Origin of the sequence: Haladaptatus sp. CMSO5 (assembly GCF_036689885.1) — an archaeon.
Taxonomy (GTDB): domain Archaea; phylum Halobacteriota; class Halobacteria; order Halobacteriales; family Halococcaceae; genus QDMS2.
Genome location: NZ_JBAHVW010000003.1, coordinates 54,180 through 77,163, shown reverse-complemented (window position 1 = coordinate 77,163; position 22,984 = coordinate 54,180). Strand labels below are relative to the sequence as shown.

18 protein-coding genes are annotated in these 22,984 nt (G+C 55.3%); 15 read left to right on the top strand and 3 right to left on the bottom strand.

Translation table 11 applies throughout. From position 1 onward, the window contains the following. Positions 1 to 45: 45 nt before the first annotated feature. The 13 genes from V5N12_RS16780 (at position 46) to V5N12_RS16720 (ending at position 17,807) form a co-directional block, all read left to right on the top strand. A complete protein-coding gene (locus V5N12_RS16780; RefSeq protein WP_332900381.1) occupies positions 46 to 582 on the top strand; it encodes an Lrp/AsnC family transcriptional regulator in 537 nt (178 codons plus the stop codon). A 91-nt stretch (positions 583 to 673) separates the two neighbouring features. After that, complete coding sequence (locus tag V5N12_RS16775) at positions 674 to 1,210, top strand: Lrp/AsnC family transcriptional regulator (RefSeq protein WP_332900380.1); 537 nt, start codon at positions 674 to 676, stop codon at positions 1,208 to 1,210. A gap of 57 nt (positions 1,211 to 1,267) precedes the next feature. Next, the gene (locus V5N12_RS16770) at positions 1,268 to 2,614 is read left to right on the top strand and encodes a cytochrome P450 (RefSeq protein WP_332900379.1); all 1,347 of its coding nucleotides are present in this window, start codon (positions 1,268 to 1,270) and stop codon (positions 2,612 to 2,614) included. Between the two features lie 104 nt (positions 2,615 to 2,718). Beyond that, the gene (locus tag V5N12_RS16765) at positions 2,719 to 3,039 is read left to right on the top strand and encodes a hypothetical protein (protein WP_332900378.1); all 321 of its coding nucleotides are present in this window, start codon (positions 2,719 to 2,721) and stop codon (positions 3,037 to 3,039) included. A gap of 278 nt (positions 3,040 to 3,317) precedes the next feature. Continuing rightward, on the top strand, positions 3,318 to 3,575 hold the full coding sequence (locus V5N12_RS16760) for a hypothetical protein (protein WP_332900377.1): 258 nt from the start codon (positions 3,318 to 3,320) through the stop codon (positions 3,573 to 3,575). Between the two features lie 300 nt (positions 3,576 to 3,875). Further along, on the top strand, positions 3,876 to 5,531 hold the full coding sequence (locus tag V5N12_RS16755; RefSeq protein WP_332900376.1) for a hypothetical protein: 1,656 nt from the start codon (positions 3,876 to 3,878) through the stop codon (positions 5,529 to 5,531). After that, positions 5,528 to 7,090: an HNH endonuclease gene (locus tag V5N12_RS16750; protein WP_332900375.1), complete on the top strand. Its 1,563-nt coding sequence runs from the start codon at positions 5,528 to 5,530 to the stop codon at positions 7,088 to 7,090. The genes V5N12_RS16755 and V5N12_RS16750 overlap by 4 nt, the downstream gene beginning before the upstream one ends. Further along, positions 7,083 to 8,141, top strand: coding sequence for a hypothetical protein (locus V5N12_RS16745; RefSeq protein ID WP_332900374.1), 1,059 nt, complete (start codon positions 7,083 to 7,085; stop codon positions 8,139 to 8,141). Before V5N12_RS16750 ends, V5N12_RS16745 begins: the two co-directional genes overlap by 8 nt. 2 nt (positions 8,142 to 8,143) lie before the next feature. Next, positions 8,144 to 10,105 carry a VirB4 family type IV secretion system protein gene (locus tag V5N12_RS16740; RefSeq protein WP_332900373.1) on the top strand — a complete coding sequence of 654 codons (1,962 nt, stop codon included), beginning with the start codon at positions 8,144 to 8,146 and terminating at the stop codon, positions 10,103 to 10,105. Continuing rightward, positions 10,102 to 13,602, top strand: a complete 3,501-nt coding sequence (locus V5N12_RS16735; RefSeq protein ID WP_442904990.1) for an ATP-binding protein — start codon at positions 10,102 to 10,104, stop codon at positions 13,600 to 13,602. Before V5N12_RS16740 ends, V5N12_RS16735 begins: the two co-directional genes overlap by 4 nt. Further along, a complete protein-coding gene (locus V5N12_RS16730; protein WP_332900371.1) occupies positions 13,599 to 14,483 on the top strand; it encodes a DNA primase in 885 nt (294 codons plus the stop codon). The genes V5N12_RS16735 and V5N12_RS16730 overlap by 4 nt, the downstream gene beginning before the upstream one ends. Next, a complete protein-coding gene (locus V5N12_RS16725) occupies positions 14,480 to 15,991 on the top strand; it encodes a primase-associated protein (protein ID WP_332900370.1) in 1,512 nt (503 codons plus the stop codon). The genes V5N12_RS16730 and V5N12_RS16725 overlap by 4 nt, the downstream gene beginning before the upstream one ends. A gap of 193 nt (positions 15,992 to 16,184) precedes the next feature. After that, positions 16,185 to 17,807 (top strand): hypothetical protein, encoded by a 1,623-nt coding sequence (locus V5N12_RS16720; protein WP_332900369.1) that lies wholly within the window; start codon positions 16,185 to 16,187, stop codon positions 17,805 to 17,807. 899 nt (positions 17,808 to 18,706) lie between these two features. Here the strand turns inward: V5N12_RS16720 and V5N12_RS16715 are convergent. Further along, entirely contained in the window at positions 18,707 to 18,937 is a 231-nt protein-coding gene (locus V5N12_RS16715; RefSeq protein ID WP_332900368.1) for a hypothetical protein, read from the bottom strand. A 676-nt stretch (positions 18,938 to 19,613) separates the two neighbouring features. After that, positions 19,614 to 19,889, bottom strand: a complete 276-nt coding sequence (locus V5N12_RS16710; RefSeq protein ID WP_332900367.1) for a PadR family transcriptional regulator — start codon at positions 19,887 to 19,889, stop codon at positions 19,614 to 19,616. Between the two features lie 244 nt (positions 19,890 to 20,133). Here V5N12_RS16710 and V5N12_RS16705 point away from each other — a divergent pair, with 244 nt between their 5' ends. Continuing rightward, positions 20,134 to 20,436, top strand: coding sequence for a hypothetical protein (locus V5N12_RS16705; RefSeq protein ID WP_332900366.1), 303 nt, complete (start codon positions 20,134 to 20,136; stop codon positions 20,434 to 20,436). Further along, positions 20,437 to 20,949, top strand: a complete 513-nt coding sequence (locus V5N12_RS16700) for a hypothetical protein (protein WP_332900365.1) — start codon at positions 20,437 to 20,439, stop codon at positions 20,947 to 20,949. 411 nt (positions 20,950 to 21,360) lie between these two features. On the opposite strand, the gene V5N12_RS16695 is transcribed toward V5N12_RS16700, so the two are convergent. Beyond that, positions 21,361 to 22,854 carry an amidase gene (locus tag V5N12_RS16695; protein ID WP_332900364.1) on the bottom strand — a complete coding sequence of 498 codons (1,494 nt, stop codon included), beginning with the start codon at positions 22,852 to 22,854 and terminating at the stop codon, positions 21,361 to 21,363. Positions 22,855 to 22,984 lie beyond the last annotated feature (130 nt).

Genomic DNA, 22,984 nt, shown 5'->3' with positions numbered 1-22,984 from the left:
ACATCTATTGAATCTCGTCCGCAAAACGCCCAGCATCTCCCAGCTATGAGTGACGCTAATACACCCCCACATATCGACACAATCGATTCAGATAGTGCCTCTCCACAGAGCGTTCTCAAGAACGTCCTCGATACACATGATTACGAAATCTTCCGTGCCCTCAACGAGGATGGACGCATGTCGGACACTGATCTGGCAGAGCGAGTGGGGCTTTCACGGACTGCCGTTCGGCGGCGGCGAGAAAACTTAGAGAGTGACGATGTTCTCGAAGTGCTTGCCGTCATTGTCTTGCAAGCAGCAGACCTCGCTTACGGAGACGTTCTCATTCAGTTTGACCACACAGTCCCCGCCACCGAGCGAAAACAATTCGTCAGAAAAGTCCTTGATGAAGGATTGATTTATCGTGTCGACTCCTGCATCGGTGAGCACGACCTTCTCATCAGCACGTGGAACGAGACGCTCAACGATGTCAAGGAGTATGTCTGGGATTTGTTTGAAGATGAGAGCGTGGTTAAAGAGTACACAATCATCCCAATCGTGAAGACGTGGAAGGCTTGGGACAAAGAACTCGACCGACCATAGGGGTACTTTCGTCAGAAGCAATCATACTTATGACAGGTGAACCGAATTTGAAACCACATACATACAAATCCGCTGCTCATAAGATAATAGTATGAGTAACACTGGATCAGATCACCCTGACAGGACTTCTGACCCCAACCCTAACACACCGCAAGCAATTCTACAGAAATATTTCGATGAGTACGACTACCAGATATTTCGGCTGCTCAACAACAATGGCCGGATTTCGGATACAGAGCTTGCTGAGCAAATCGGCCTTTCTAGAACTGCTGTCCGGCGACGCCGAGAGAAACTCCAGGATAGCGATATTCTCGAGATTCTCGCTGTGATTGTGCTACAGGAAGCGAACCTCGCAGATGCCGATATCCTTGTGAAATTTGATCAACAGGGTTCGTCTGAGAACCGTGACCAATTCATTGAGAAACTTATCGATGAAGAACTCATCTACCGCGTCAATTCCTGTATGGGTGAGTACGATCTCCTCTTTAGCTTGTGGCACTCAACACTCAACGATCTCAAGGAGTACCTTTGGGAGTTATTTGACGGAGAGGACGCAGTCAAAGAGTATTCTGTGGTTCCGCTCGTAAAGACGTGGAAAGCCTGGAATAAAGAGCTCAACCGCCCGTGACGCTTCAATAGAATGTCGGTCGATACGCTTACAGGGGATGGCTAAAGACCGATTGATGTGAGTTCCCACTTACCGCCCGCACCAACTGGCCATCCACTCCTCCGACACGCACTCAAATTCGCCAGCGACCCATTCACCTTCGTTGAGGATGCCACTGCGGAATGTGGGGATATCTACCGCATGGATCTTCCCGCCATCAACGACGTCTTCGTCCTTTGCCATCCGGACTACTTCAACCGCGTCCTCGTCTCCGACATCGACGCGTTCGGAAAAACAGACGATTTCCGCCGAGCCTTCGGGAACGGTTTACTCTCTGCAGAGGGCCAGACCTGGCGCAAACAGCGCGAAATTCTGCAACCACTGTTCTTCCGTGACCAAGTCTCTGGATACACGAATAACATGGTGGCCTGTACAGAGCGGCGACTCGAAAGGTGGGAGCAGGGAGAAGTCCGCGACATGGAATCGGAGATGCGAGACCTTACCCTTGAAATTCTGTTTGCGACGCTTTTCGGTCGGGAACTGTCTCCTGGAGAGGATTCGGAACTTCGCACTGCTGCCGATGGGCTCAACGACTGGTTTGCCCCCTCATCGTGGATTCTGCCAGATTGGTTGCCGACGCCCGCTCGACGACGATTCAAACAGTCAGTCACCCGGCTTCGACAGGAAGTGCGCGCACTCCTCGCCGATGACGCTAGTCAGGAGAAATCTCAGGACTCATTAGACACTCCACAGACGCTTGACCTGCTCTCACAGCTTCAACAGACTCGTGATACCGAAGACGGAGCACACCTCACGACCCAGGAGATTGAAGATCAGCTTGTGACGATGGTGTTTGCTGGCCACGAGACAACGGCAACGGCACTTGCATTCACGTGGTACCTCCTCGCAACACATCCTGACATCCGGGATCAGTTCCACGAGGAATTGGCGACAGTCTTGGATGGGAAGTCACCCACCTACAGTGACCTTCCTGAGTTGGAGATTACAGACCGTATTCTGCGAGAGTCACTCCGGCTGTATCCGCCTATTCACACGATTCCTCGCCAGACACTGACCGATGTCGAAATCAATGGGTTTCGGCTTCCTGCTGGGCACGAAGTCCATTTGTCTATTATCCACGTCCAACGGGATGAACAGTTCTATGACGAACCACTCGAATTCCGGCCCGACCGATGGACCGATGGACTTGAAGCAGACCTTCCCGACTTTGCGTATGCACCATTCGGAGGAGGTCGGAGAACGTGTATTGGCCGAGAGTTCGCCCTGTTAGAGGCGAAGATGGTGCTCGCGACGATAGGGCAGCGATTTCAACTCGACTGGGAGGGTGAAAAGGAACTTGACCTCGAGCCTCGGGTCACGATTCAAACGAAAGATGGGATTCCGATGCGAATCCAATCTAGATAGCGTCGTCTTGTTATTGAGATCAGAAATCAATTCTGCATTTCTGACAGAATACAGAGTGTGAGAGAAATGTATGATTTTAGTACGAGAAAATACATTTGATGTTCATGAACTGCCAAATTTGTGGAGAGAATACAGAATTGTTAGAACATCACGTTAGTTATGCTGAAAGATACGGATTATTCTCAATTGAAATTGTATTAGAGGTTTGTATGGACTGTCATCACAAAATCCACAAGCAAGAAGGATTCCATGACGAACTTAATCCAGTCGAATTGACCCCTGAGTCGACTGGAAAATACGAGGATTTAGTGGTCGGAATGATCCAGGATTGTGATGATATCGACTCACCAATAAGCATTGATAGTGAAAAGAAATATAGAATGTATGATGAAAACGGAGAATGGAAGATAGAACTAGTGGGATAATTAATTCAACTGTTCTACAAGACTCAATTCGTGCTCCTTCTCCTGTGTTCACACCCGACGACACTGTAAACGCGAATGAGTATATGGGACACGCCACAGAAAATCGCTGATGTATGTCCCCTACTTGTAGACGCAACCAGAATCACCCACAAACGATAACCCTGAACCGGCATGGTTTGACCATTCTTGGGACAACCCTTGTCCTGCTCATCCTCGGAGTATCACCAGCTACAGCACAATCAAGCAACACAGTCGGGAACGGAATCTGTGGCACGCCGTTGGCGACCACTATCAATCAGGCAGCCCCACTCATCGTTGGGATTCTGATGATCGGTGGTGCGATTCTCTCGTACGTGCTGCACAACGCTTCGGCGTTCCCGAAGGACCCTCAGTCGGTGCAATCCATCAAAAACTGGCGCAATCGGGCGGCGTTCGCATCGATCACCACGCCGCTGTTCGCTATTATCATGGAGATGTTCATCGGGTTTACTGGCGTGGGACTCGCCAATTGCGTGGACATCGTTCCGTTCTTCTAACCACCGAAAGCGGACCACGTGACTACCGACCTCTCCACCCACCCTATGGACAAAGCACCCCTCACAGTTGCACTCGTGTTCGCACTTCTCCTTGGAGCCAATGCACTGCCACTCGTTCAGGCAGCTCCTGACCATGAGACGCTGAGCAGGAATGCGACAGTCAACACCACAACCGCTAGCACTGCGTCATTGACGATCGCACAGACGAGTGCTGACGACAACAGAACAAACAGAACGACTCCCGCAGGCTCATCGAATGGGACGCTTTCCGCGAACGATCCCTGTGCGGGGATGGGATCTGTGGAGAGTGCTGTCTGTACCGGCATCCACAAGGGGTTTGGAACGGTCCTCGGGGGATTCATCGATGGGCTCGCGGACTCGGTGCTCACCAAGTTACAGAACGGCGCTGAGACGTTCGTCGAAGTACTCGTGAGTCGGCCAGTTCCCCTCCGAAACGGGCAGATGGAACTTGCCCAGCGGCCGACGAACCCACCGATGGGTACAGTGTACGACCTCTGGTTGACCGTTGGCCTTCCTGCTGGGATTGCTGTCTGGGGGCTGATGATGCTCATCATGCGGCTGACGGCGTTCCTGCCGTCGCGAATGGCCCCCGTGATGCAGTCGCGAAAGAAGCTGCTAGAGGGCTGGTTCGCGCTGTTCCGCATCCTGGCTTCGTGGATCTGGTGTGCCCTCATCCTCCATCTCACGCTGGGCATCGCGGTCACGTTCGCGCCGAGCGGCGAGCAGATCATTACGGGCTTTGAGTCGCTATCAGAAGCTGCAGTTGGTGCGGGTATCACTGCTCTCGTGTTATACCTCTCTTCGGGTGTTCTGTTCGTGCTCGTGTTGCTCGTGTTCGGTCTGTCGTTCCTCGCGCCGTTCGTGTTGATGCCAGCGTACCCGCTATTCATCGCAATCTCGGTACCGGACTTCTGGATCTTCAAGTGGTTCGCACAGAAGGGTGAGTTCCTGCGGTCGCTGTTCGCGCCGGCAGCGTTCATGCCTGTTCCAACGGCGATCATTCTCGGAACGGGCTACCCGGTGTTGAACGCAATCCGTGGTTCGTTGAGCGGCCCAATCGCCTCGATAGCGGGTATTCCGACGTACATCATCTTGCTGTTGGTGATGTGGTTTACAGCGCTTATCGCGCCCGTATTCTTATTCCTCGGGGCACGGAAAATGCGACCATTAACCATGTTCGCAGCGGGCGCTCTCGGTGCGGCCACGACAATGAACGTGTCCCGAGGAGCAAAGGGACTCCGTGGTCGCCTCCAGCGCCCGAGTATTGGTGGGTCGTCATCGAGCGATACTACGCGGAACGCTGGTGTTGGCCGGACAGTCGACCCACTTGAGGGATCGCCCTTCTCTCGTGACAACGCGGGTGGTTTCGGTGGGTCTCTCAACGGATCTGACGGGGCGTCCATCGCCGGGTCGATTGGTACTGGTGGCTTCTCGAGTCCAGGTGGACGCGGCCCGCCAGCTCCGGCTTTCAACGGGACCGGTGGTACCTCTTCCGCTGGTGGACAGTCCGCCTCTACGAGTTCGTCGTCTGCAGGCTCAACGAGTGGTCGTGGGAGCTCGACCGACTGGGAACGGGTTACTGACCGCTCAGCCCAAGCGTACGCTGAGAGCGTTCCGGACGACGTCGAGTTCAAGCAGGCGACAAGTCGAACAGAGCTGGATCGAAACCGGTACGACGCCGGATACTTCGATAGTCGAGGCGAATTCAGGACACTTAGCCAAGGCCCATCGAATTCAGGATGGTTACTCGACGAAGGTGGATTCAACACGATTGCAGCGAAGAAGGCTGAAGAGCCCGTTCTCGCCTACGATGAGGCGAACGACGAGGCCTACGATGTACGGGATGTGGTGCAAGATGGCGAGTATCGCCGAGCACGGTATGAACGGCAGCGTCAGGACAGCATCAACACTGTCGAGAGGACCCGCAACCGATGACAGACGAACAGGACTATCAGGCGGCTCGCGATTCGGCGCTTCGGCGAGATCATCACATTTGTCAGCTCTGTGGAACCGTTGGCTACCCAAAAACAGAGCACGGTCTTGCAGCTGTTCCTGTTCATTTTGACAGCTATCGCGTCGGGAATCTCGTCACTGTTTGCCACGATTGTCTACAAAAAGACGAGGAACAGCTTCAGGATGAAGTCAACCGGGTATGGCACCGTCGCCATTCCGAGGAAACGAGCGGAAAGGGTAACTTGGCACAACAAGGTGCTCTCAACTCCACGTCCCTATCTCCATCTTCATCATCTGGATGTATTCAAACGGTATTTAATAGATTTAAAACTCGGCTCAGAACTGATCTCCCCCTACTTTCCGACTCGAATATAGGGAATAATGACCGGCTGGTCGACCAAGTCGGTCAACGCGACAATTTCAATTGCCAAGTCTGTGGTGCAGTCACCCACCCCAGAGGGCGTGTTAATTATATGATGCACCCTCTGAAACCAGACCAACAGGAAGAAGACAGTGTCGAGAACCACTTTACAGTCTGTTTCGACTGTTTAGAATGGGAAGACAACCGGGTTGTTGAACGAAAAGTTCGGCAGGTGAATCGACTCAAGAATGAATCCAATGGAGTATCTCTCCGTTCTGGGAGAGCGGCATTTCGAGATACCAAAGAGAAAATTCGGTTATTCGCATACACTGGGCGACTAATTGTTCTTCGTCGAGCTATTATCGCTGCAGTCATAGTTGGATTATTACTTGCACTGGGTAGCGTGCTCGCCGGACTCATTGGTGCGTTATTCGTCTCACCTCAGGACGGTCTAGCGTGGGCTCAGGCTACATTTGAGTTGTACGAATCAGCCAATGTGGTCCTCTTTACTTCCCCAGGCATAGGTTTGGCCGTTCTCAGCATTGGCTATCTCATTCACGTCTTCGAACAAGAGCGTGCGTACGAGCGTGAACTCTTTCGTGACCAGCGTCGGCGGGGAGAGACACCAGAGATCAGCTATGCGCGCCCACGCTGGCAGTTCGTCGCCAGCTTCGCCGTAGTCGGTCTCTTCGGAGCCATCGATTGGGCGTTGGTTAGGAACGGAATCCTCCCGTCGGGGATGTTGTTCGGTGCTCTCGTTCTCTGGTTAGTAGGCGCTACTGGTTCCGCTTACTATCTCCGATACGCACTCCGCGAAGATCGCGACGTCGACGGTCAGCCAGTTAACCCCACCCCGTGGGTGTTCGTTGCTCGCTACGCTCTCTTTGTCGGGCTCGTCGGCGGAGCCGCTCCACTCCTTGCCAGCGACGCAGTTCTCCCATCGATCATCCTCGATTCCGCCGCTATCACTGCCCCGCTTGTTGGTATCCTCTATGTCCTCCGTCGATACGCAGAACAGCGGACATCGTGGGGTGCAAACCTCATGCAGCGAATACGAACCGCCATCGACCACGTGTGGCCCTGGGACGATCAATGGCCGCCGGAACCACCGCACCGCCAACAAACTACCATGACCGACGCAGAATCACACCGACACGACCACGACAACAGCTATGAGTAACCGCAATCGCGACCCCCAACGACGCATCCTCGACGAGTTCGGCGCTGACGACGAGATCGTCGGTATCGATATCAACTACAGTTTGGAAGACCTCAAACTGTTCCTCCCAGCGATGATTATCGCACTGTTCATCGTCGCCATCGGCTCCCGCCTCGGCGGGACGCTGGCGATGCTTGGCGGAGTAGTCGGAGCGGTCGGCGTCTTCCTCGTGACCGCCGCGATTATCTACATCACGCCGAACCACATGACACCACAACGCTGGTTACATCGAATCGCCGCGTTCACCCGTCGCGAGAAAACGAAGTCAATAGTTGGCTCAACACCTCCAGCACAGACTGAGACCCTTACGCATGTCGCCCGGTTTGTCCCGGAGTCAAACTTGCTGGAGCGGTTCGATGGACACCTCGTTGCCGGTGTACGCATTGAACCGGCGAATATGGCACTTGCCACACACGCCGAGTGGAATACAGCCGCCGCCGCTCTCGGAAGTGCGCTCAATACCCTCGAATTCCCGATCCAAATTCATAGCAGTGCTCGGTCGGTCGACCCCGAGCAAATTACTACCAGCTACCGCAACCGACTCGATGACCCCGACGTCGCTGCCAACGAGTCACTCGAAGCAATCATTAACGTCTACCAGACAAGACTGCCTGCCGATTTCCGGGCGCGTGGAACCAGCGTCCGCGAGTATCATATCCTCGTGCCAGTCAGCGTTCGCGACGTCCAGCTCGCTGAGCGCGGAGCACTGGCAAAACTCGAGTCGCTCCCCTATGTGGGTGGCCTGCTTGCGATACTCGGCGCGGAGAGTTCCGGGCTGTCCGAGGTCGAAATCGAACAACAGCAACGCGAAACACTCGACACACGACTCGACGACGTCCGCAGTGCGATTCGAGGGCTCGATGAGTGCGACTGCGAAGTCGTCTCAGCTGACCACCTCGCAACACTCATCGAGGAATTCTGGACTGGCCGCCGAACTGAGTATCGTAGCACGAGCGATCGAGTGCGTTCTGTGCCAATCGTGACTGCTGGAGAAGCCAGCAGGAGGGCATAATCATGCCACTCGTCAAAACGCTCCTTGAGCGCTTCACTGATATTGAGGTCAACGAAGAGACCGACACACTTGAAGACGGCACCGAGCACCACGCTCGGATGGTCGCTCCCTCGAGTGTAAAACTCGAATCGGACGCCATCCAGTCGAACGACCACTGGGTGAAGACCCTGCTCATCACCGAATGGCCCGATACCGCCAATCCAGGACATCTTGATGGGATCACCACACATCCAAGCGCGGATGTTGGGCTCTCGATTCATGCCACACCCCGCAGTACCGACCAAGCAATCACTGAAGTCGAGAACGCAATTCGCGACCTCGAAACCGTTCGTCGTGGCAAGCAAGAAAACGGTGACCCCTCGATTGGCCTGACCGAACGTCGGATCCGGGAGCACGAGGAGGTACTCGATCAGCTCACGAACGGCTCGCAGACCATTTTCGATACTTCGGTGTACCTCCCAGTTCGCGGCGAGACAAAAGACCAGGTCGAGAAACGCTGCCAACGCATCCGCACCGAACTCGAAAAGCAACAGCTCACGGTCCGATCTATCGACTACGACCAGTTGGATGGACTTGTGAGCGCGAGTCCAGTGGCGAAAGATGCAATCCGCGAATGGCTGCCGAGTGCGACGACCCCGATGCTTGGGGATGCACTCGGTGCGCTTTTCCCGTTCTCCGCGTCGACGGTTATCGAAGAATCTGGCGTTCTCTATGGTTATCACGCGACCACAGATGCGCCGGTCATCGTCGACCGGTACCTGCGGCCGAACGGCTACAACATTCTCGCAGCCGCCAAAATCGGGTCAGGGAAGTCCGTGACGGCGAAGCTTCTGAATCTCCGTGAAGTCGCGAAAGACTCGGACACGATCCTCATCATGATTGACCCATTAGAGGGATTTCGGAGCCTCGCTGACGAACTCAACGCCGAACACATCGTCGTCGGGGGCCGTCGACAGCTCAACCCACTTGAAATCAAGCCAACCCCTCAACGAGTGTTGAATACGACCCGAGATTTGGATCCGTACGGTCAGCGGACATCGAGTGTGATGGGATTTTTCGCGACGTACTTCGCGCACATCGACAGCACTGGGGAGGGACTCGACAAGCAAGAGCACGCAATCCTCAACGATGCCGTTCACGAAGCCTACCGTAGACAAGGTATCACGAAAGACCCGGCCACGCATAGCAACGAGAGTCCGACGATTCTCGATGTATTCACGATTCTCGGTGAGATGGCCGAGGACATGCGTGCGTTCACCGAAGATGCCGCGTCCGACCTCACGGACGTCAAGCCCAAAGAGGCCGACCGCTGGGAGACACGAGCGGCAGATCTCCGAATCGCGATGCGACCGTTCACAGGCGACGGCGAGTTTTCGAACCTCGCGGGCCAATCGGAGATTAGCCTCAAGGGAGAGAAGGTTACATACCTCGATCTCCAGCAAGGTGAGGCTGACCGTGAGATTGCGTTGATGTTGCAATTGTTGTTCGATACGGTCTACGAGCGCGCTAAGCAGACGGACAAGCGGGTGATTCTCGCAATCGACGAGGCACATTATCTCATGCAGAGTGAGGGATCGCTCGACTGGTTGGAGCGTGCCTATCGTCACTCACGACACCACGACCTCAGCGTCCATCTCGTCACACAGGAGATGAGTGATTTCTTCGTCCACGAGAAGGCCGAAGTCCTCGCCAATGAGTCGTCGATCAAGATTCTCCAGCGACTGCCAGGGCTCACTGAGACCCATCGGAAGAAGCTCGGACTGACTGCACGTGAAGCAGAGTTTCTCCGGAGTGCGAAGCCGGGGACGCGAGAGCGAGGCTACAGTCACGCACTGGTTTGTGTCGAGGACAAGGGGCGATACCCGGTGAAGGTGACTGCGCTCCCCGAGGAGATGGCGATTGTCGATCCCCCCACGGACAAATCTGAGTCAGACACCGTGACTGATTCGGAGCTGTTTCCATGAGCAAGTCCCGCGAATATCTCCGCGTACGACCTTCCTCTCAAACCCTTCACGTGCGTGACATTGCGCCCGCAATTGAAAGTCTCCACAAACTCACGGTGGACTCTCAATCGAGTGGGCTCGCTCAATCCCTCCTTGGGACAAGTTCGTATCCGCCACGATTCGAGTTCTTGGCTGTGAGTGAGGGCACAGACGCGCCTGTCGAGTTCTACTACGGCGCGGATGGCGACTGTGACGCGATCGAAGACCGACTCCGGTCGATTTACCCCACGACATTCGACATCGACCGCACCCAGCTGGATCTTCAGGCGAAGCTAACCCACCAAGTCGAAGACGTTGCTCCAATGGGTGTTCGTTGGCATGGAGTTGCTGAGCACAAGCGCGATTGGATGACGACGATGACACCGTTTACAGCGCACTTCGATACGGCTGTCGTTGATGACGATACTGAAACACGAGTTCCGCTGGCCGCTGTGATTGACCACCTCGTCGAGGCCACCTCACCAATGGCGTTCCAGGTTGTGTTCCAGAGAAATCCCGACTGGTCACCAGAGGCGTGGCAACGAGAGCACGACATCAAACACGGGCTTGATACGCTATACGGGAAAGCACGTGATTTCTTCGACCCCGTCACACCCGAGGAACACGATCTAAGCAGCCACGATCAAGCTCGTCTCGAATGCCTGCAGACAAAGAATCCGAAGCGGACGTTCACTGTGAATCTGCGGGCGATTGCGCTCCCACAAGACAATACGAATGAAACACAGCTCGATTCTAATCTCGATGCACTCGCAACGGCACTAGATACGATCGATGGCCGGTTCTACGGCTTTGAAGGTCATCGCCTGCAAGCGAGTGGCTTCCGTCAGAAAACAAGTGAGCGGTATGCTCGCGCTGCTTTCGAACGACTACTGGACCGCGAACTCGTGACTGGCAAGGGCCATACGCGGTTTGACCTCGTGTTGAACGCCGAAGAACTGGCAAATCTCATTACGGTACCCTCAGGAGAAACAATTTCCAGAGAGGGAGTTCGTGGAACCCGGACGAAACAGCAGAGTCGAAACCCACTCCCGTTGCCTAGCCCTGATTTGATACAGCAATTCCAAGAGGGAATGGCAATCGGTTACGCGCTTGAGGAGAATGGCACTCCCCAATCGGATCCGATCCGGATTCCGCCGAAGCTCTTGACGACACACTACGGCCGGTTCGCATCGACCGGCGGCGGGAAATCGAAGGCAATCATCAACGACGCGCTGTCCCTCCGTGAGACGACCGGCGGCCCCGTCGTGGTCGTCGATCCGAAAGGCGACGGTATGTGTGCAAACTACCTTCGCTGTCACTACGACCGCTTCAACGGGTTGGACGACGTCTACCAGTTCCGCGTCCCGGAGACTGTCCCCGCGTTCTCCTTCTTCGACATCCGGCCTGCGCTCGAAGCCGGGCGAAACCGCGAGGACGCCATTCAGGACAAGGTCGACCACTTCCACGACATCCTACGGATGATCATGGGCCGTGAGCAGTACGGGCAGGCGTTCGTCGCGAACGAGATCCTCAGCTACCTCATCAAGGCCCTCTTCGACGAGGAGTACGGGAGCGACGTTTTCGGCCTGGACGACCTCTTCGCGGCAGCCCTCCGGATGCAGCGAGAGCGGACTGTTCCGCCGGTTTCGGCGGCCAACAGGAACGTCGAGGAGTCGCTCACACGTCACTTCGCGAAGGACGACCACCGGTTCCAGGTGTCGATGGACGCCGTCGGGAACCGCCTCGATAAGCTTAGAGAAGACGCACACCTGCGACGGATCTTCAGCCACGTTCCGGAGCAGGATGATACTGGAGAGTACGTTGACAACCGATTCGACTTCCGCGAGTTCCTCGACGAAGACGCCACGATTCTGTTCGACTTGGGAGACCTCCGTCCGGAGGCACAGCGAGCGATCACACTCCTCCTGTTGAGTAACCTCTGGGACGCAGTGCAGGTGCGTCGACGTGACGGGAACACGGACTACGAGAACCTTACCAACCTCATCATCGAGGAGGCAGCCCCCGTCGCATCAACGAAACTCGTTTCCGAGCAGTTGCTTCCACAAGGGCGGTCGTTCGGTCTGAGCATGGGACTGGTGATGCAGTTCCCCGGCCAAGTCCGAAATCGGAGCGAACGCGCCTACGACGAGGTCCTCAACAACATCAAGACGAAGCTCATCGGGAACATCTCCATCGAGCGCGACCTCGCAGAGTCGCTGGCCCACGAAGACTTGAGCCCGACCGACCTTCGGAATCGAATCAACACGCTCCCGAGCGGAGAGTGGATCGCCCAACTCCCGAGTCCGTCATTTGGGGAGACGGGCCCAGCCCCGTTCTCAGTGAAGCCGCTCCCGATAGCAGCCGGCCATCCAGAGAGCGACGAGCCACTCTCCGTCGAACAGGAGGGCCACTTCGAGACCGTGGCCCTCCCACGGCTTTCGGAGCGAACACAGGCCCAGTATGGGCTTGCTGAGACCACCGATTCGGAGACAGCCGAAGACGAGGGCTGGGGAAGTAGACCGAACACTGAGGGTTCCACATCCGCAGACTCGACTAGCCCTACGGACTCGGCGCAGTCGTCGTTCATCGGACAAGCAACCAGTGGTTCGGCAGCCGCTGAAGAGGAGGAAGAGAGAAACGCGGACACCACCTCACTGTTTGGCGATTCCGGGGCAACTGAGCCGGAAGAACCAGTCAGTGAAGAAGAGGAGACTGCCGTTGAGGAGACTGGGTCGTCACCAGTACAGGCAGGTGGTGTAACCGTTCCAGATGATGAACTCCAGCAGCGCGGGCTCACGCACGACGACGTCCGGTTCCTGACCCGCATTCTCGACGTGATGAATGGTGACGCACCGAATCATGGACTCTTGGATTCAATGAGTTCGTTCAAGAGCGACTTTGAGGATCTGGATGTACAACGGCTCGTCGAGCAAGACCTGCTGGAGGAAGGACGAGCGTGCGGTCGGAAGTACTACACCGTCCTCCCGGCAGGGCGTGAACTCCTCGGTCAGAAGCTCAAGGTCGGTCCTGGTCAGGGGGACATCGGTGAGAAGACGCCGCACAAGGTTGGTGTGAAGCTGCTCGAACTGTGGTTAGACTCCCGCGACGACGTCGCACAGGTCAAGCCGTACTACGAGTACGATGAAGAGACCGTGTTCGACGTTGCCGCCTTTGATGCTGACGGGGAGCTCGTGTGGGTCGGTGAAGCGGAACTCGCGAGTAACAACAAACACGCGCCGGTCGACGACTACGACAAGCAGAGCACGGTGGACGCGAACGCTGTCTGGGCGTTCAACAGACGCGAGACGGCCGTCGAGGTGTTGGACCGCCTCGCAGAGGCCGACCGGATAGAAAGCAGCGTGAGCGGGCGTGCAGCCCGCTCGTTCTCGGACATTCGAGAGGCCGTTGAATCGTTCGATGCAGCTGGGCTGACGACGATTCGGAGCTTCAACAAACTCGATCAGGAGTACAACACATGAGTTGGCGCCACGCAACCCGCGAGGAGATTCACAGGTACTACACGGAGGAGTTCCCCTCGTACGTCGACGAACTCCCGCCGTTCATCACCGCAAAGGGGCCGAAACAGTACGCACTCGCGTTTCGAGAACCTCACCCGGTACGGAAAGACGGAGTCCCAGACAAGGACTTCATCCGTCGAGACACGTGGCAGACGAACGTCTCAGGTGACCGGACCACGGCAGCGTTCCACGACTTCGACGACGTCCTCGAGTTCATCCGCCATCCAGCACGGAACGATCCACTTGGGCGGAGCGACTTCGCGCTCGCCGATCCTGATCTGCTCGACAAACCAGACCCTCGTCCTGATGCGGTCTACTACGCCCTCAATCACTGGGAACGACCGTGGGTGCTCCTCATCGATATCGACGCGAAAACGATCGCTCGAGAGCGAGCAACACGGGCAGTGTCGGACGAGGATGGTTCGGGAGACAGCGAGAAATTACTCGATGCCGCGGGTATTCTTGACGCAGAGCCAGCAGGCTACCCGTATGCCTTCGAGGATATCGAACGGGCCATCGAGTACGGTTTCGAGGTGCGGGACATCTTCGAGGACGACTTCAACGCCGAGGAGACGATGGTAGTGTACAGCGGCCAGGGCGTTCACGTCTACCTCCTTGACAGCGATCCAGCCCATCGGTACGATGCCAAGAGTCGGGAAGTGCTGAACGACCTTCTGCAAGACACCTACGAGATTCCCATCGACCCAGTGGTTACCGCCGATCGGCGTCGGGTCGCCCGGCTCCCCTACTCGTTGCACGCTGACGTCTGTAGTATCGTCACGCCCATCGAGAGCCCGAACTTCGACGTCCGGTCTGCGACACCGGAGGTGGTTAAGGAATGACTCAGTCGACGACTGTCGAGGACGAGAGTACCGCCTATCGCGTTGCGACGCTCCCGCTCGAATATGGGACGACCCGCATCAACCAGCTGTTCACGCGGGGCTACAATCGCTACATCGTCGACGGCGAAGAGCAACCAGAAGATTTGTTGAACGATCTCGAGCGATTCGGGACGGCGGCGTTCAAAGAAGACGTCAGGGCCAACGCCGCAGAGGAACCCTTCGTCGACGAGCCCGGAACGCTCGCCGTTCTTGCGACGTTGAGTGCTATCTGCGTCAAGGCACACCCGAAGTTCGAACACGCCCCACCGCGAACGGTGCAGGTCCTCTACGATATTCGCGAGCTCTACGTCAACAATCTCGCCTCCCTCCTTCGAGAATTCGGTGATGGGAGTCTCCAACAGGATATCGCAGAGGTACTGTACGCGAAAGACCCCGGAGAGGACGGACCACACCCCGGCCGCGTTTGTACGGGGATCAAAGAGATGCCCGAGTTCGGTGACGGGTTGTATCTCGAAATCCCGATGGCCGCAGCATCGAGGAAGTGCCTCGTTCACGCCGATACTGAGACCGGAGAAGCCAGGGAACTGCTCACTCGCGTCGAGAACAACTGCCTCTATGTACCCGTCGGTGATTTCGACACGAAGTATCGCGAGTACGCCAGACGTGCGTTCAAGAAGCTCCTGCGGGTCCAGGAGGAGAACCTCTCTGAAGACCAGCTGACGTGGCTAACGACGAATGAGTCGGCCATCACAGAGCGTATCGACCGCTTCATCGAGACGGGACACCACGAACGAATCTGGCGAGATTGGAACCCCGGAGAACGGACCCTCCGTGTACTCCGGGATGCGATTCGAGACGCTCCAGACGAGGACGTCTCATTGAGGGAGTTCCATTCGGCGAAGGAGCTGTTTGAGGCAGTGGAGGCGTATGATCCGGAAGCGGGCTGGAAGCGAGACGTGTGTAATCGCATCTCGAGTCCTCGGAGTCTCGGGAATCTCCTTGCATCCCAGCGTGACCACCGGAGCTTGACCATTCGGGAGCACGGAAATACGAACCACTATCGGATTCAGGAGTCTTCTCGTGGCGTCCAGCCCCTCACTGTGGAGTCAATCGAGGATCTGTTCGAACTCCCCTGTATGGCGAACATGGTCGAACGCCTCCACGAGAAGAAGCCAGTCCGAAAGGACCTGTACAACTTCGCCCGGATGGTGATGTGGCTTCCCCAGTACCAGGATAGTGACCTCGAGACGACTGTCGCAGACCTCAAGGACGTCTTCTCGCGGTGGCCCTGGTACGATGAACAGGTCACCGATTACCAGATTCGCTACGAGTTCTCGAACACCATTGGAGGCGACACCCCGCTTCCGATGAACTGTGACAACGACGATATGCAGCGGTACTGCATCGGCCAGGAGCAGTGCCCCTACTCGATCTGGGGGAGCCTTCCCTTCCCGGATGAAATGTATGACCAACTGGATAGAGACGGCTCTACAGGGGAAGAATTCTAATCCTTTTGGGGCAATCATCAGGATTAGGGCTGACGAAGTCTGTATTGAAGTTTTCAGTGTACAAATCAGGGGACGAAATTGATCATACAGTCCTTCCCGCAAGGCGCTGGCTAGTCTCTCCGTGACACACGAGGGGCCAATATTTCGTCGGGGCGACTCTTTTTACACTATGACGAGTTGGAGTGAGCAGGGTATGACAGGATCTGAATTCCTCGATGTTGGTGATCTATTTCTAGCAGAACCCATTCAGATTTCGAAAGGGCAAGTCAAAGTGAATGCGTCACGTTGGCCTGAAGCTAAATCCATTTCTGTAACGCATCACGAGGACGGCGCTCTCACTAATTCTTTCATCGCGGAGGTCACGACCATATCGAACGGGAAAATCCGAGCGGAGAAAGTTTCACCCAAGGGACCGCGTTTGGTCCTCCCTGGCGATGAACTCTCTGTAACTATCGACACCATCACATCAGGGGATACCCTTGTTGCAGACGTCTCTGCAGCAGCCAATATCAACTGCGTTTTCCCCCTATCCCATCGCAATCCAGGTGCTGCCTTACAGGTTCAGATTTTCCAAATTTCTAACTCAACTGCCTATGCAGATGTTATATCAATACTTGATCCAGGTGTTAACGTCAACGACAGCGTTGACGTTCAACTTACACGTGGATCTTCGATCGCTGAGTTTACTGACGATAATTTTGCACCATTTGAGTGCAGGCTGGACAAGGAACCCACAGCGGGTGGCCCTGGAGTCGCTCGTGTGACTGGATATTCAACCCAAGGTATCGAATGTGATCTGGAGGATACGGTGTACCAGCTTCAAATCGGCGATCGATACGAAATGATGGTCAACCGAGGGACTAGTGAAGCCATTGCTTCATGGGATGAGGCTATCGGAGTAGAATCCGTAGCATTGAATGAACCGTCAGCTGCTTCCACAACAGCGACGGTTGAGCTTACGGAAGTGGAAGATTCTGTTACTGGAAAAGTTACCGAGTACCAGAATGTGCCGGAGGTAGGCACCTACCATCGGCTTGCGGTAGAACGTAGCCAAAAGACTGTATTTCTCGATGGAATCCCAATCCAATTAGTGTCTGAATCGGAGGTCACGGGAGAAGCAACAATCGAAGTGACTGGCGGTGAGGTGCCGCGTGCTGGCCGAATCACCGAATACCACGGTTTTCCTGACGTAGGGACCTCCAAAATGGTAACAATGCGTCAGGGGCAGGATTTCGTGATTATTGACGGCGTTCCAATTGAACTGGAATCGCAATCTGAAATCAATGGGAAAGTATCTCTAGAAATCGTTGAAGGAGGCATTCCGTTTATCGGACAGATTACTGAGTATCATGGACTACCAGATGTCGGAGAGATAATTGACTGTCGTGTCGATCGTGGAACATCGCAAGTTTCTATCGATGGTGTCCCGGTCCAGTTCTCACCAACAAGCTTAGTTGGAGAATTAAAATCTCGACTTAGAGTCCTTGATGTAGGTCCCCCAGTACGGGCAGAGCTAATCGATTACCCCACCCTTCAGGAAGGAGAAACTGTTAGGGCAAAAGTAGATAGTAATAATTTCACAGTTGCTCATGCCGACAAAGGAAATTACAGAATTGACCTAGTTGAACAGGCAAAGAAAGCTGCCGATGTAAGAGTGAGGCTAGTTTCCGTGACCGCGAAACAAATCCTCGGCAAAGTGGATGGATACCTGAGTCTGGGTTCAACTGGTCAAAGCATCGGTCGAAGGCTCACTGGCAATTCACCGTTCACATCAGGAGATTCGAAGAACAAAGAGATCACCGGAAAGAAACTATAGGTCGCGAACATGGATTTCTTCTCTTGGACATATACTTACGGACGGTATCTATAGCGGGATGTGTCCGAATCCCTACATTAAATCACAGTCATTCCAGATAGCTCAACTGGTGACATTAGAGACCTCCGTCGCACAGTTTTTAGACCCTGAACTACCGATTTTGGTTAAAATTGGTGGAGACTACACGAATATCGACATTGTTGCGAACGCTCATGGTCAGCAACGGTGTATCAATATCGACCACCACGTTACCCTCAGACAGTGGATTTCGAGGTTTTCACCACCCCGTCGAACACAATTCTATCCAATTACCGGTCATTGAACTCGTCGAGGACATTAGTAACGACTGAGAACAGCCCGACGGACCTCTTACCAAATCTAAGCCTGTTTCAGTTCACTCTGCACCTCCAAAATCATCCAAAGGAAGGCTAGGGTACACAGGTGCAAACGCCGCTGGCTCTCTCCGGCCGAGGGGCCATCAAACGACGAGCGCCTCTTGCCAATATATCAGAATTCACTCATTGTCTGGCGATGTGATCCGCGGTTGAGTTTGTCGCCCCCGGGAGGGGCGAGGGGGCTGTCGTAGGCACTCACTCAACAACCATGTCATCCGAACACGAGCAACAGCAATCACGACTCTCTGGCGAACAAACTGAGTGATACAGTCAACACCCGTGGGCAGATCTCGAACTGACGCTCCCGCACGGCAGAAGTCCGATTGCCATCGTCTCATTTGTCGAGTGCACACTCGTCGAACTCATCCACGAAGGCGTCGGTGTTGAGTTCGTCTCGACGAGCGTGGCGGGAGTGAACGCAGTTCATCGCCGTCGGCGACGTGGTTCGTGACGGGCAACGAACGTCTGGCTGAAATCCGGACTCGTGCTGTTGGACACACGTGTCTACGAACGGAGGAGCGTGTGGAGCTCATCGTCGACTTCGTAGAGGTACCCCTTCAGGAGGAGCTGTTCGAGCAGGTCACGCGCGTCAGCGCGCTCGAATCTAGTTGTAGTGAGGTAGTCAACAGCCACCGCTCGCGTGACGACCTCATTGCCTCCCGTTTCGACGTACGCTTCGAGCTGTTCAAAGGCGTCTTGTTCCCTGGGGCTGAGTGGTGTCCGCGAATTCCGCATTACGTCAAGGCTCGTCCTCCTCAGAGGAGAGTATTGGGGTTGGGTCTCCAAGGATTCTTTGCGGGACAGCAAGTGGATGTCAGAGATGGAGTCGTGGGGGGACAGTTCTGAAAGTTTGTTGACTCAGTTGAACGGTGTGCATACTAATTCGGGCTCCCCTCTGTACGTGGGGGTCTGCAAGTAGGGTGGGGTGGGGAGACGTAGGATCTGGAACAGAACTCTGAAAACGAGTTCTTAGGTGCTACGTCACATACGTCCAGTACTTGTAGACTTAAGATACTTTTTGCCAATGAATTTAGTGAAGGACGTGATATGTCGAGCGCGAGGGTCTACGAGATAGCCCTTCCAACCAGCCCGGAAGCCACGCGTCTGTAGGAGCAATGACATGCAATTGTGGAATCGGTCGCGCTCAGACCAACTGTCTGAGAACGGTGACTGGCGAATCAATCTCGATCGAGGGTTCATCCACAGTCGCACCTTCTCGGGTCGACTGTGCATCGTTCCCTCCTGTGGACGCTTTTACTCGTGTTGGGTTGGTCGCCCCGGCATGCACGTAAAGAACTGTCCTGCTGATCTACACTGTGGCTGAGAGGTATCATACGTCGATGACCGCCCGCTGGTTCGCGAGATTACGACTCGTAATCACTCGAGCAACGGATCATGTGGTGTCAGTTGGTTACGGATTTCTGTACTGCTGGGTCCATTTTGCACGTGCTTCGATTTCGCGGCGGCCACGACGGGTGAGTGTGTAGTAGTTCGTTCGACGGTCGAGTTCGCCCTTTTCGACGAGGCCTTTCTCGACGAGCGTGTCGAGGTTCGGATACAGGCGGCCGTGGTGGATTTCTTGTTCGTAGTAGGCTTCGAGTTCGTCTTTGATGGCGAGACCATGGGGTTTCTCTTTCCCAGTAATCACGTACAGGAGGTCGCGTTGGAACCCGGTCAAATCATACATTGATATGGTGTTGGTATACAGCGACGCAAATCTCTGTTGGCCCGAACACAGTAGCCAGCTACAACCACCCTCTGGAGTCCAGTTGTCTAGTGAGCCAAGTTAGAAGTCGTGGCGGCGAGAGAAACGTAGCTCGAATCGTCTGGGTTATAGTACTCTACCAACCCGAACGAGTCAGCGTGGAGGGGTAAGGCTCACATCGTACACACGAAAACGGCTAAGTGTGCTGGCTCACAATGTACACATAATGAGCACTGATAAGAAGCGCGTGCAGTTTCGAGCCCCACATCGGCTCATCGACCGGGCCGACGCACTGGCCGCGGTCCTCGGGGAAGACCGAACAAACGTCCTCGTGACCGCGCTTCGGGAATACCTCCAAGACGCCACTCACGACGACGCACTCGTCCAGGAAATCGCCGCCGCCTATTACGACGACGAGATCACGTATGAGCAACTCAAAGCGCTCGTTGGAGCCGAAGAAGCGGCCAACCTCCGCGTGTTGAAACAACAGTTGGACGAGGACTTCGTCGACGAGGTCGCCAACGTATAGATGTCACAGCTAATCGGAGACGCCTCCGCCCTCGTGAGTCTCGGGATCGTTACTGGCGACGATCCTGATCCACTCGCACTTTGTCTCTCTAGATACGAGGTCATCGTCCCAACGGCGGTCATCGACGAACTCCAAGAGATTGCCTCGTACGATGACGTCCATGGACACGCTGCGTCCGCTGTGCTTAATCGAGCGGATTCATTCACAACACAGTCGGTCGACCTCGATGCCGAGTTTCCACTTGATGACGGTGAAAACGCGGCGGTCACCCTCGCGAACAATCTCGATGCCGCGCTGTTTCTCTGTGACGAGTTCAACCAGCTTGGTTTGATTCACGCCTCAATCGCTGATACCCGGCTCGTCACGACACCGACTCTGCTCTCGGTTTTCGTTAGAACTGAACAACTATCTGCTGCCGATGCACGGCTGCTCCTTGATGAGATCAGCGATGCCCGTAGCTGGGGCGCGAACAGCTACGTACAACGGGCTCGCTCGCTACTTGAAGATCCCTGACACCGAGGCGGTCGCCCTCCTGGATACTCCTCCACACCCGACACTGATTGGCGACAATATGTGTAACTGTCTCACCCCTCCACTACCTTCAGTTTGCGTAAGGGCAAAATTCCTGTGAGCCGGTGGATTCCATCCCCCAGAAAGTCAGGAAACTATTCCTCGAAGTAAGAACTATATCCTGGGCCACGCAAGAACGAGTATGTCCAACAGCGAGTCACACCACGACTCGCCGTGCACACGACCGTCGCCCTGGACACAGACCCGCAGTCCGGGCCGGACGCGAGAAACGGCTTAACGCTGGCCGCTCGCTCAGGGCGGGTCGGCGTCGGGAGCAGGCCAGGGGCGAACACCGCTTGCTCGTACCTCCCATCGGTGCCGGACTCGCCACCGGAGGAATCTCTGGAGCGTTCGCTATTCCGACGGAGCGGTAAACTCTGGTGGAGTCCGGGGGTCTGCTATCTGTTCATAGGCGTATGCCATCTCGATAAGCTGATGCTCGTGATATGGCTTTCCCAGAAGCTCTACTCCCACCGGTACACCCTCATCGGTGAGACCACCAGGGACGGAAATCGCAGGGCACTGTGACTGTGCTCCGATCGGGGTGTTCGTGGGAAAGTTCGCCGTTGTATATCGGTCACCTAATTCTGAAATTTCAGGAGGGATTACCTGGACATCAGGGAATACGATCGCATCGAGGTCATCAGCCGCGAAGGTGTTTAGAATGTCCCGTCTGAACGATTCCTGCCCGAGGGAACTGCGCCAGAAGTCGAGTTCGTTCTCCGGGTCAACGTCCAGCTCGGCGATCGCCTGGAAGAGTTCGAGCTCCGCGTGATACGCATCAGCTTCGTATATCTCGCGGACCGAATCGTATGGAATATCCTCTCGCTCTGCGAGGAACGCATTCAGGTAGATCGTCCCATAGTACTCGTATACCTCGGTGTCCTCGATCCGGGCCTCGGTGTTCGGAATCGAAACAGGGTCGACGAGTTCGGCGCCAGCCTCGCTCATCGTCTCGAGCGCACCATCGACGATGCGGTTGACGGGTGCTGCTCGGGGGTTGTCATTAGACCCAAATCGTTCTCGTAACACACCGATACGGAGGCCATCGAGGCCATCCTCGTTGAGATATTCCGTGTAGGAATCGACATCCGTCTGTGCGTTCGCAGCAGACCAATCGTCCGCTGGATCGTATCCGACAAGCACATCCAGCAGGTAGGTCATATCAGTGACCGTCCTGGCCATGGGCCCTGCCGTATCCTGTCGAGGGACGATCGGTGACAGCCCGGTTCGACTCACTAGTCCAGTTGTGACACGGATACCGAACAGGTTACAATTCGCGGACGGAACCCGGATCGAGCCACCGGTATCCTCCCCAACCCCAATCGTCCCCAAATTCGCTGCGACTGCTGTGCCAGTCCCAGCACTGGAACCGCCTGGATCACGTGAGCGGTCGTACGGATTTTTCGTCTGTCCAGCGATCGACGAATACCCGAAATACGCCGCCGCAAAGTCAGGGAGGTTTGTTTTCGCGAGAACGATTGCGCCAGCGTCTTTGAGGTGAGATACGATCGTTGCGTCGGTGTCCGGCACATAATCCGCACACGCTTCGGACCCGAAGGTGGTTCTCAATCCTGCTGTTTCGGCCTGATCTTTGACCAATATCGGAATCCCATGCAGCGGTCCGGTGAGTCCGTTCTGCTCGCGTTCTTCGTCCAGCTCTGCTGCTCGCTCGATCGCCTCGTCGTTCGTTGTGACGATGCTGTTCAGCGCTGGCCCATTCCGGTCGTAGGCCTCGATTCGCCCGAGGTATCCCTCGACGAGTTCTTGGCTTGTCACCTCGCCAGCCTCCATCCTCTCGTGGATCTCGTCAACAGTTGCCTCGACTAACTCGAACTCGGATGCCATAGTGTCTCATAGGACATGCGAATGGAGCTGTAATATAACTTAGGAAAATCGAACAATTATTGGCGGGATGCTCCAATCTCTCCTCTACTTACCGACCGAATGGATGGATCTTGACCAGTTGTCTCCCTAG

Bases quoted from the DNA above. Each gene is read 5' to 3' on its own strand.
- V5N12_RS16710 (WP_332900367.1), bottom strand. From the start codon at position 19,889: ATGTATGATTTGACCGGGTTCCAACGCGACCTCCTGTACGTGATTACT.
- V5N12_RS16780 (WP_332900381.1), top strand. From the start codon at position 46: ATGAGTGACGCTAATACACCCCCACATATCGACACAATCGATTCAGAT.
- V5N12_RS16720 (WP_332900369.1), top strand. From the start codon at position 16,185: ATGACAGGATCTGAATTCCTCGATGTTGGTGATCTATTTCTAGCAGAA.
- V5N12_RS16705 (WP_332900366.1), top strand. From the start codon at position 20,134: ATGAGCACTGATAAGAAGCGCGTGCAGTTTCGAGCCCCACATCGGCTC.
- V5N12_RS16735 (WP_442904990.1), top strand. From the start codon at position 10,102: ATGAGCAAGTCCCGCGAATATCTCCGCGTACGACCTTCCTCTCAAACC.
- V5N12_RS16750 (WP_332900375.1), top strand. From the start codon at position 5,528: ATGACAGACGAACAGGACTATCAGGCGGCTCGCGATTCGGCGCTTCGG.
- V5N12_RS16775 (WP_332900380.1), top strand. From the start codon at position 674: ATGAGTAACACTGGATCAGATCACCCTGACAGGACTTCTGACCCCAAC.
- V5N12_RS16700 (WP_332900365.1), top strand. From the start codon at position 20,437: ATGTCACAGCTAATCGGAGACGCCTCCGCCCTCGTGAGTCTCGGGATC.
- V5N12_RS16725 (WP_332900370.1), top strand. From the start codon at position 14,480: ATGACTCAGTCGACGACTGTCGAGGACGAGAGTACCGCCTATCGCGTT.
- V5N12_RS16745 (WP_332900374.1), top strand. From the start codon at position 7,083: ATGAGTAACCGCAATCGCGACCCCCAACGACGCATCCTCGACGAGTTC.
- V5N12_RS16715 (WP_332900368.1), bottom strand. From the start codon at position 18,937: ATGCGGAATTCGCGGACACCACTCAGCCCCAGGGAACAAGACGCCTTT.
- V5N12_RS16740 (WP_332900373.1), top strand. From the start codon at position 8,144: ATGCCACTCGTCAAAACGCTCCTTGAGCGCTTCACTGATATTGAGGTC.
- V5N12_RS16695 (WP_332900364.1), bottom strand. From the start codon at position 22,854: ATGGCATCCGAGTTCGAGTTAGTCGAGGCAACTGTTGACGAGATCCAC.
- V5N12_RS16730 (WP_332900371.1), top strand. From the start codon at position 13,599: ATGAGTTGGCGCCACGCAACCCGCGAGGAGATTCACAGGTACTACACG.
- V5N12_RS16765 (WP_332900378.1), top strand. From the start codon at position 2,719: ATGAACTGCCAAATTTGTGGAGAGAATACAGAATTGTTAGAACATCAC.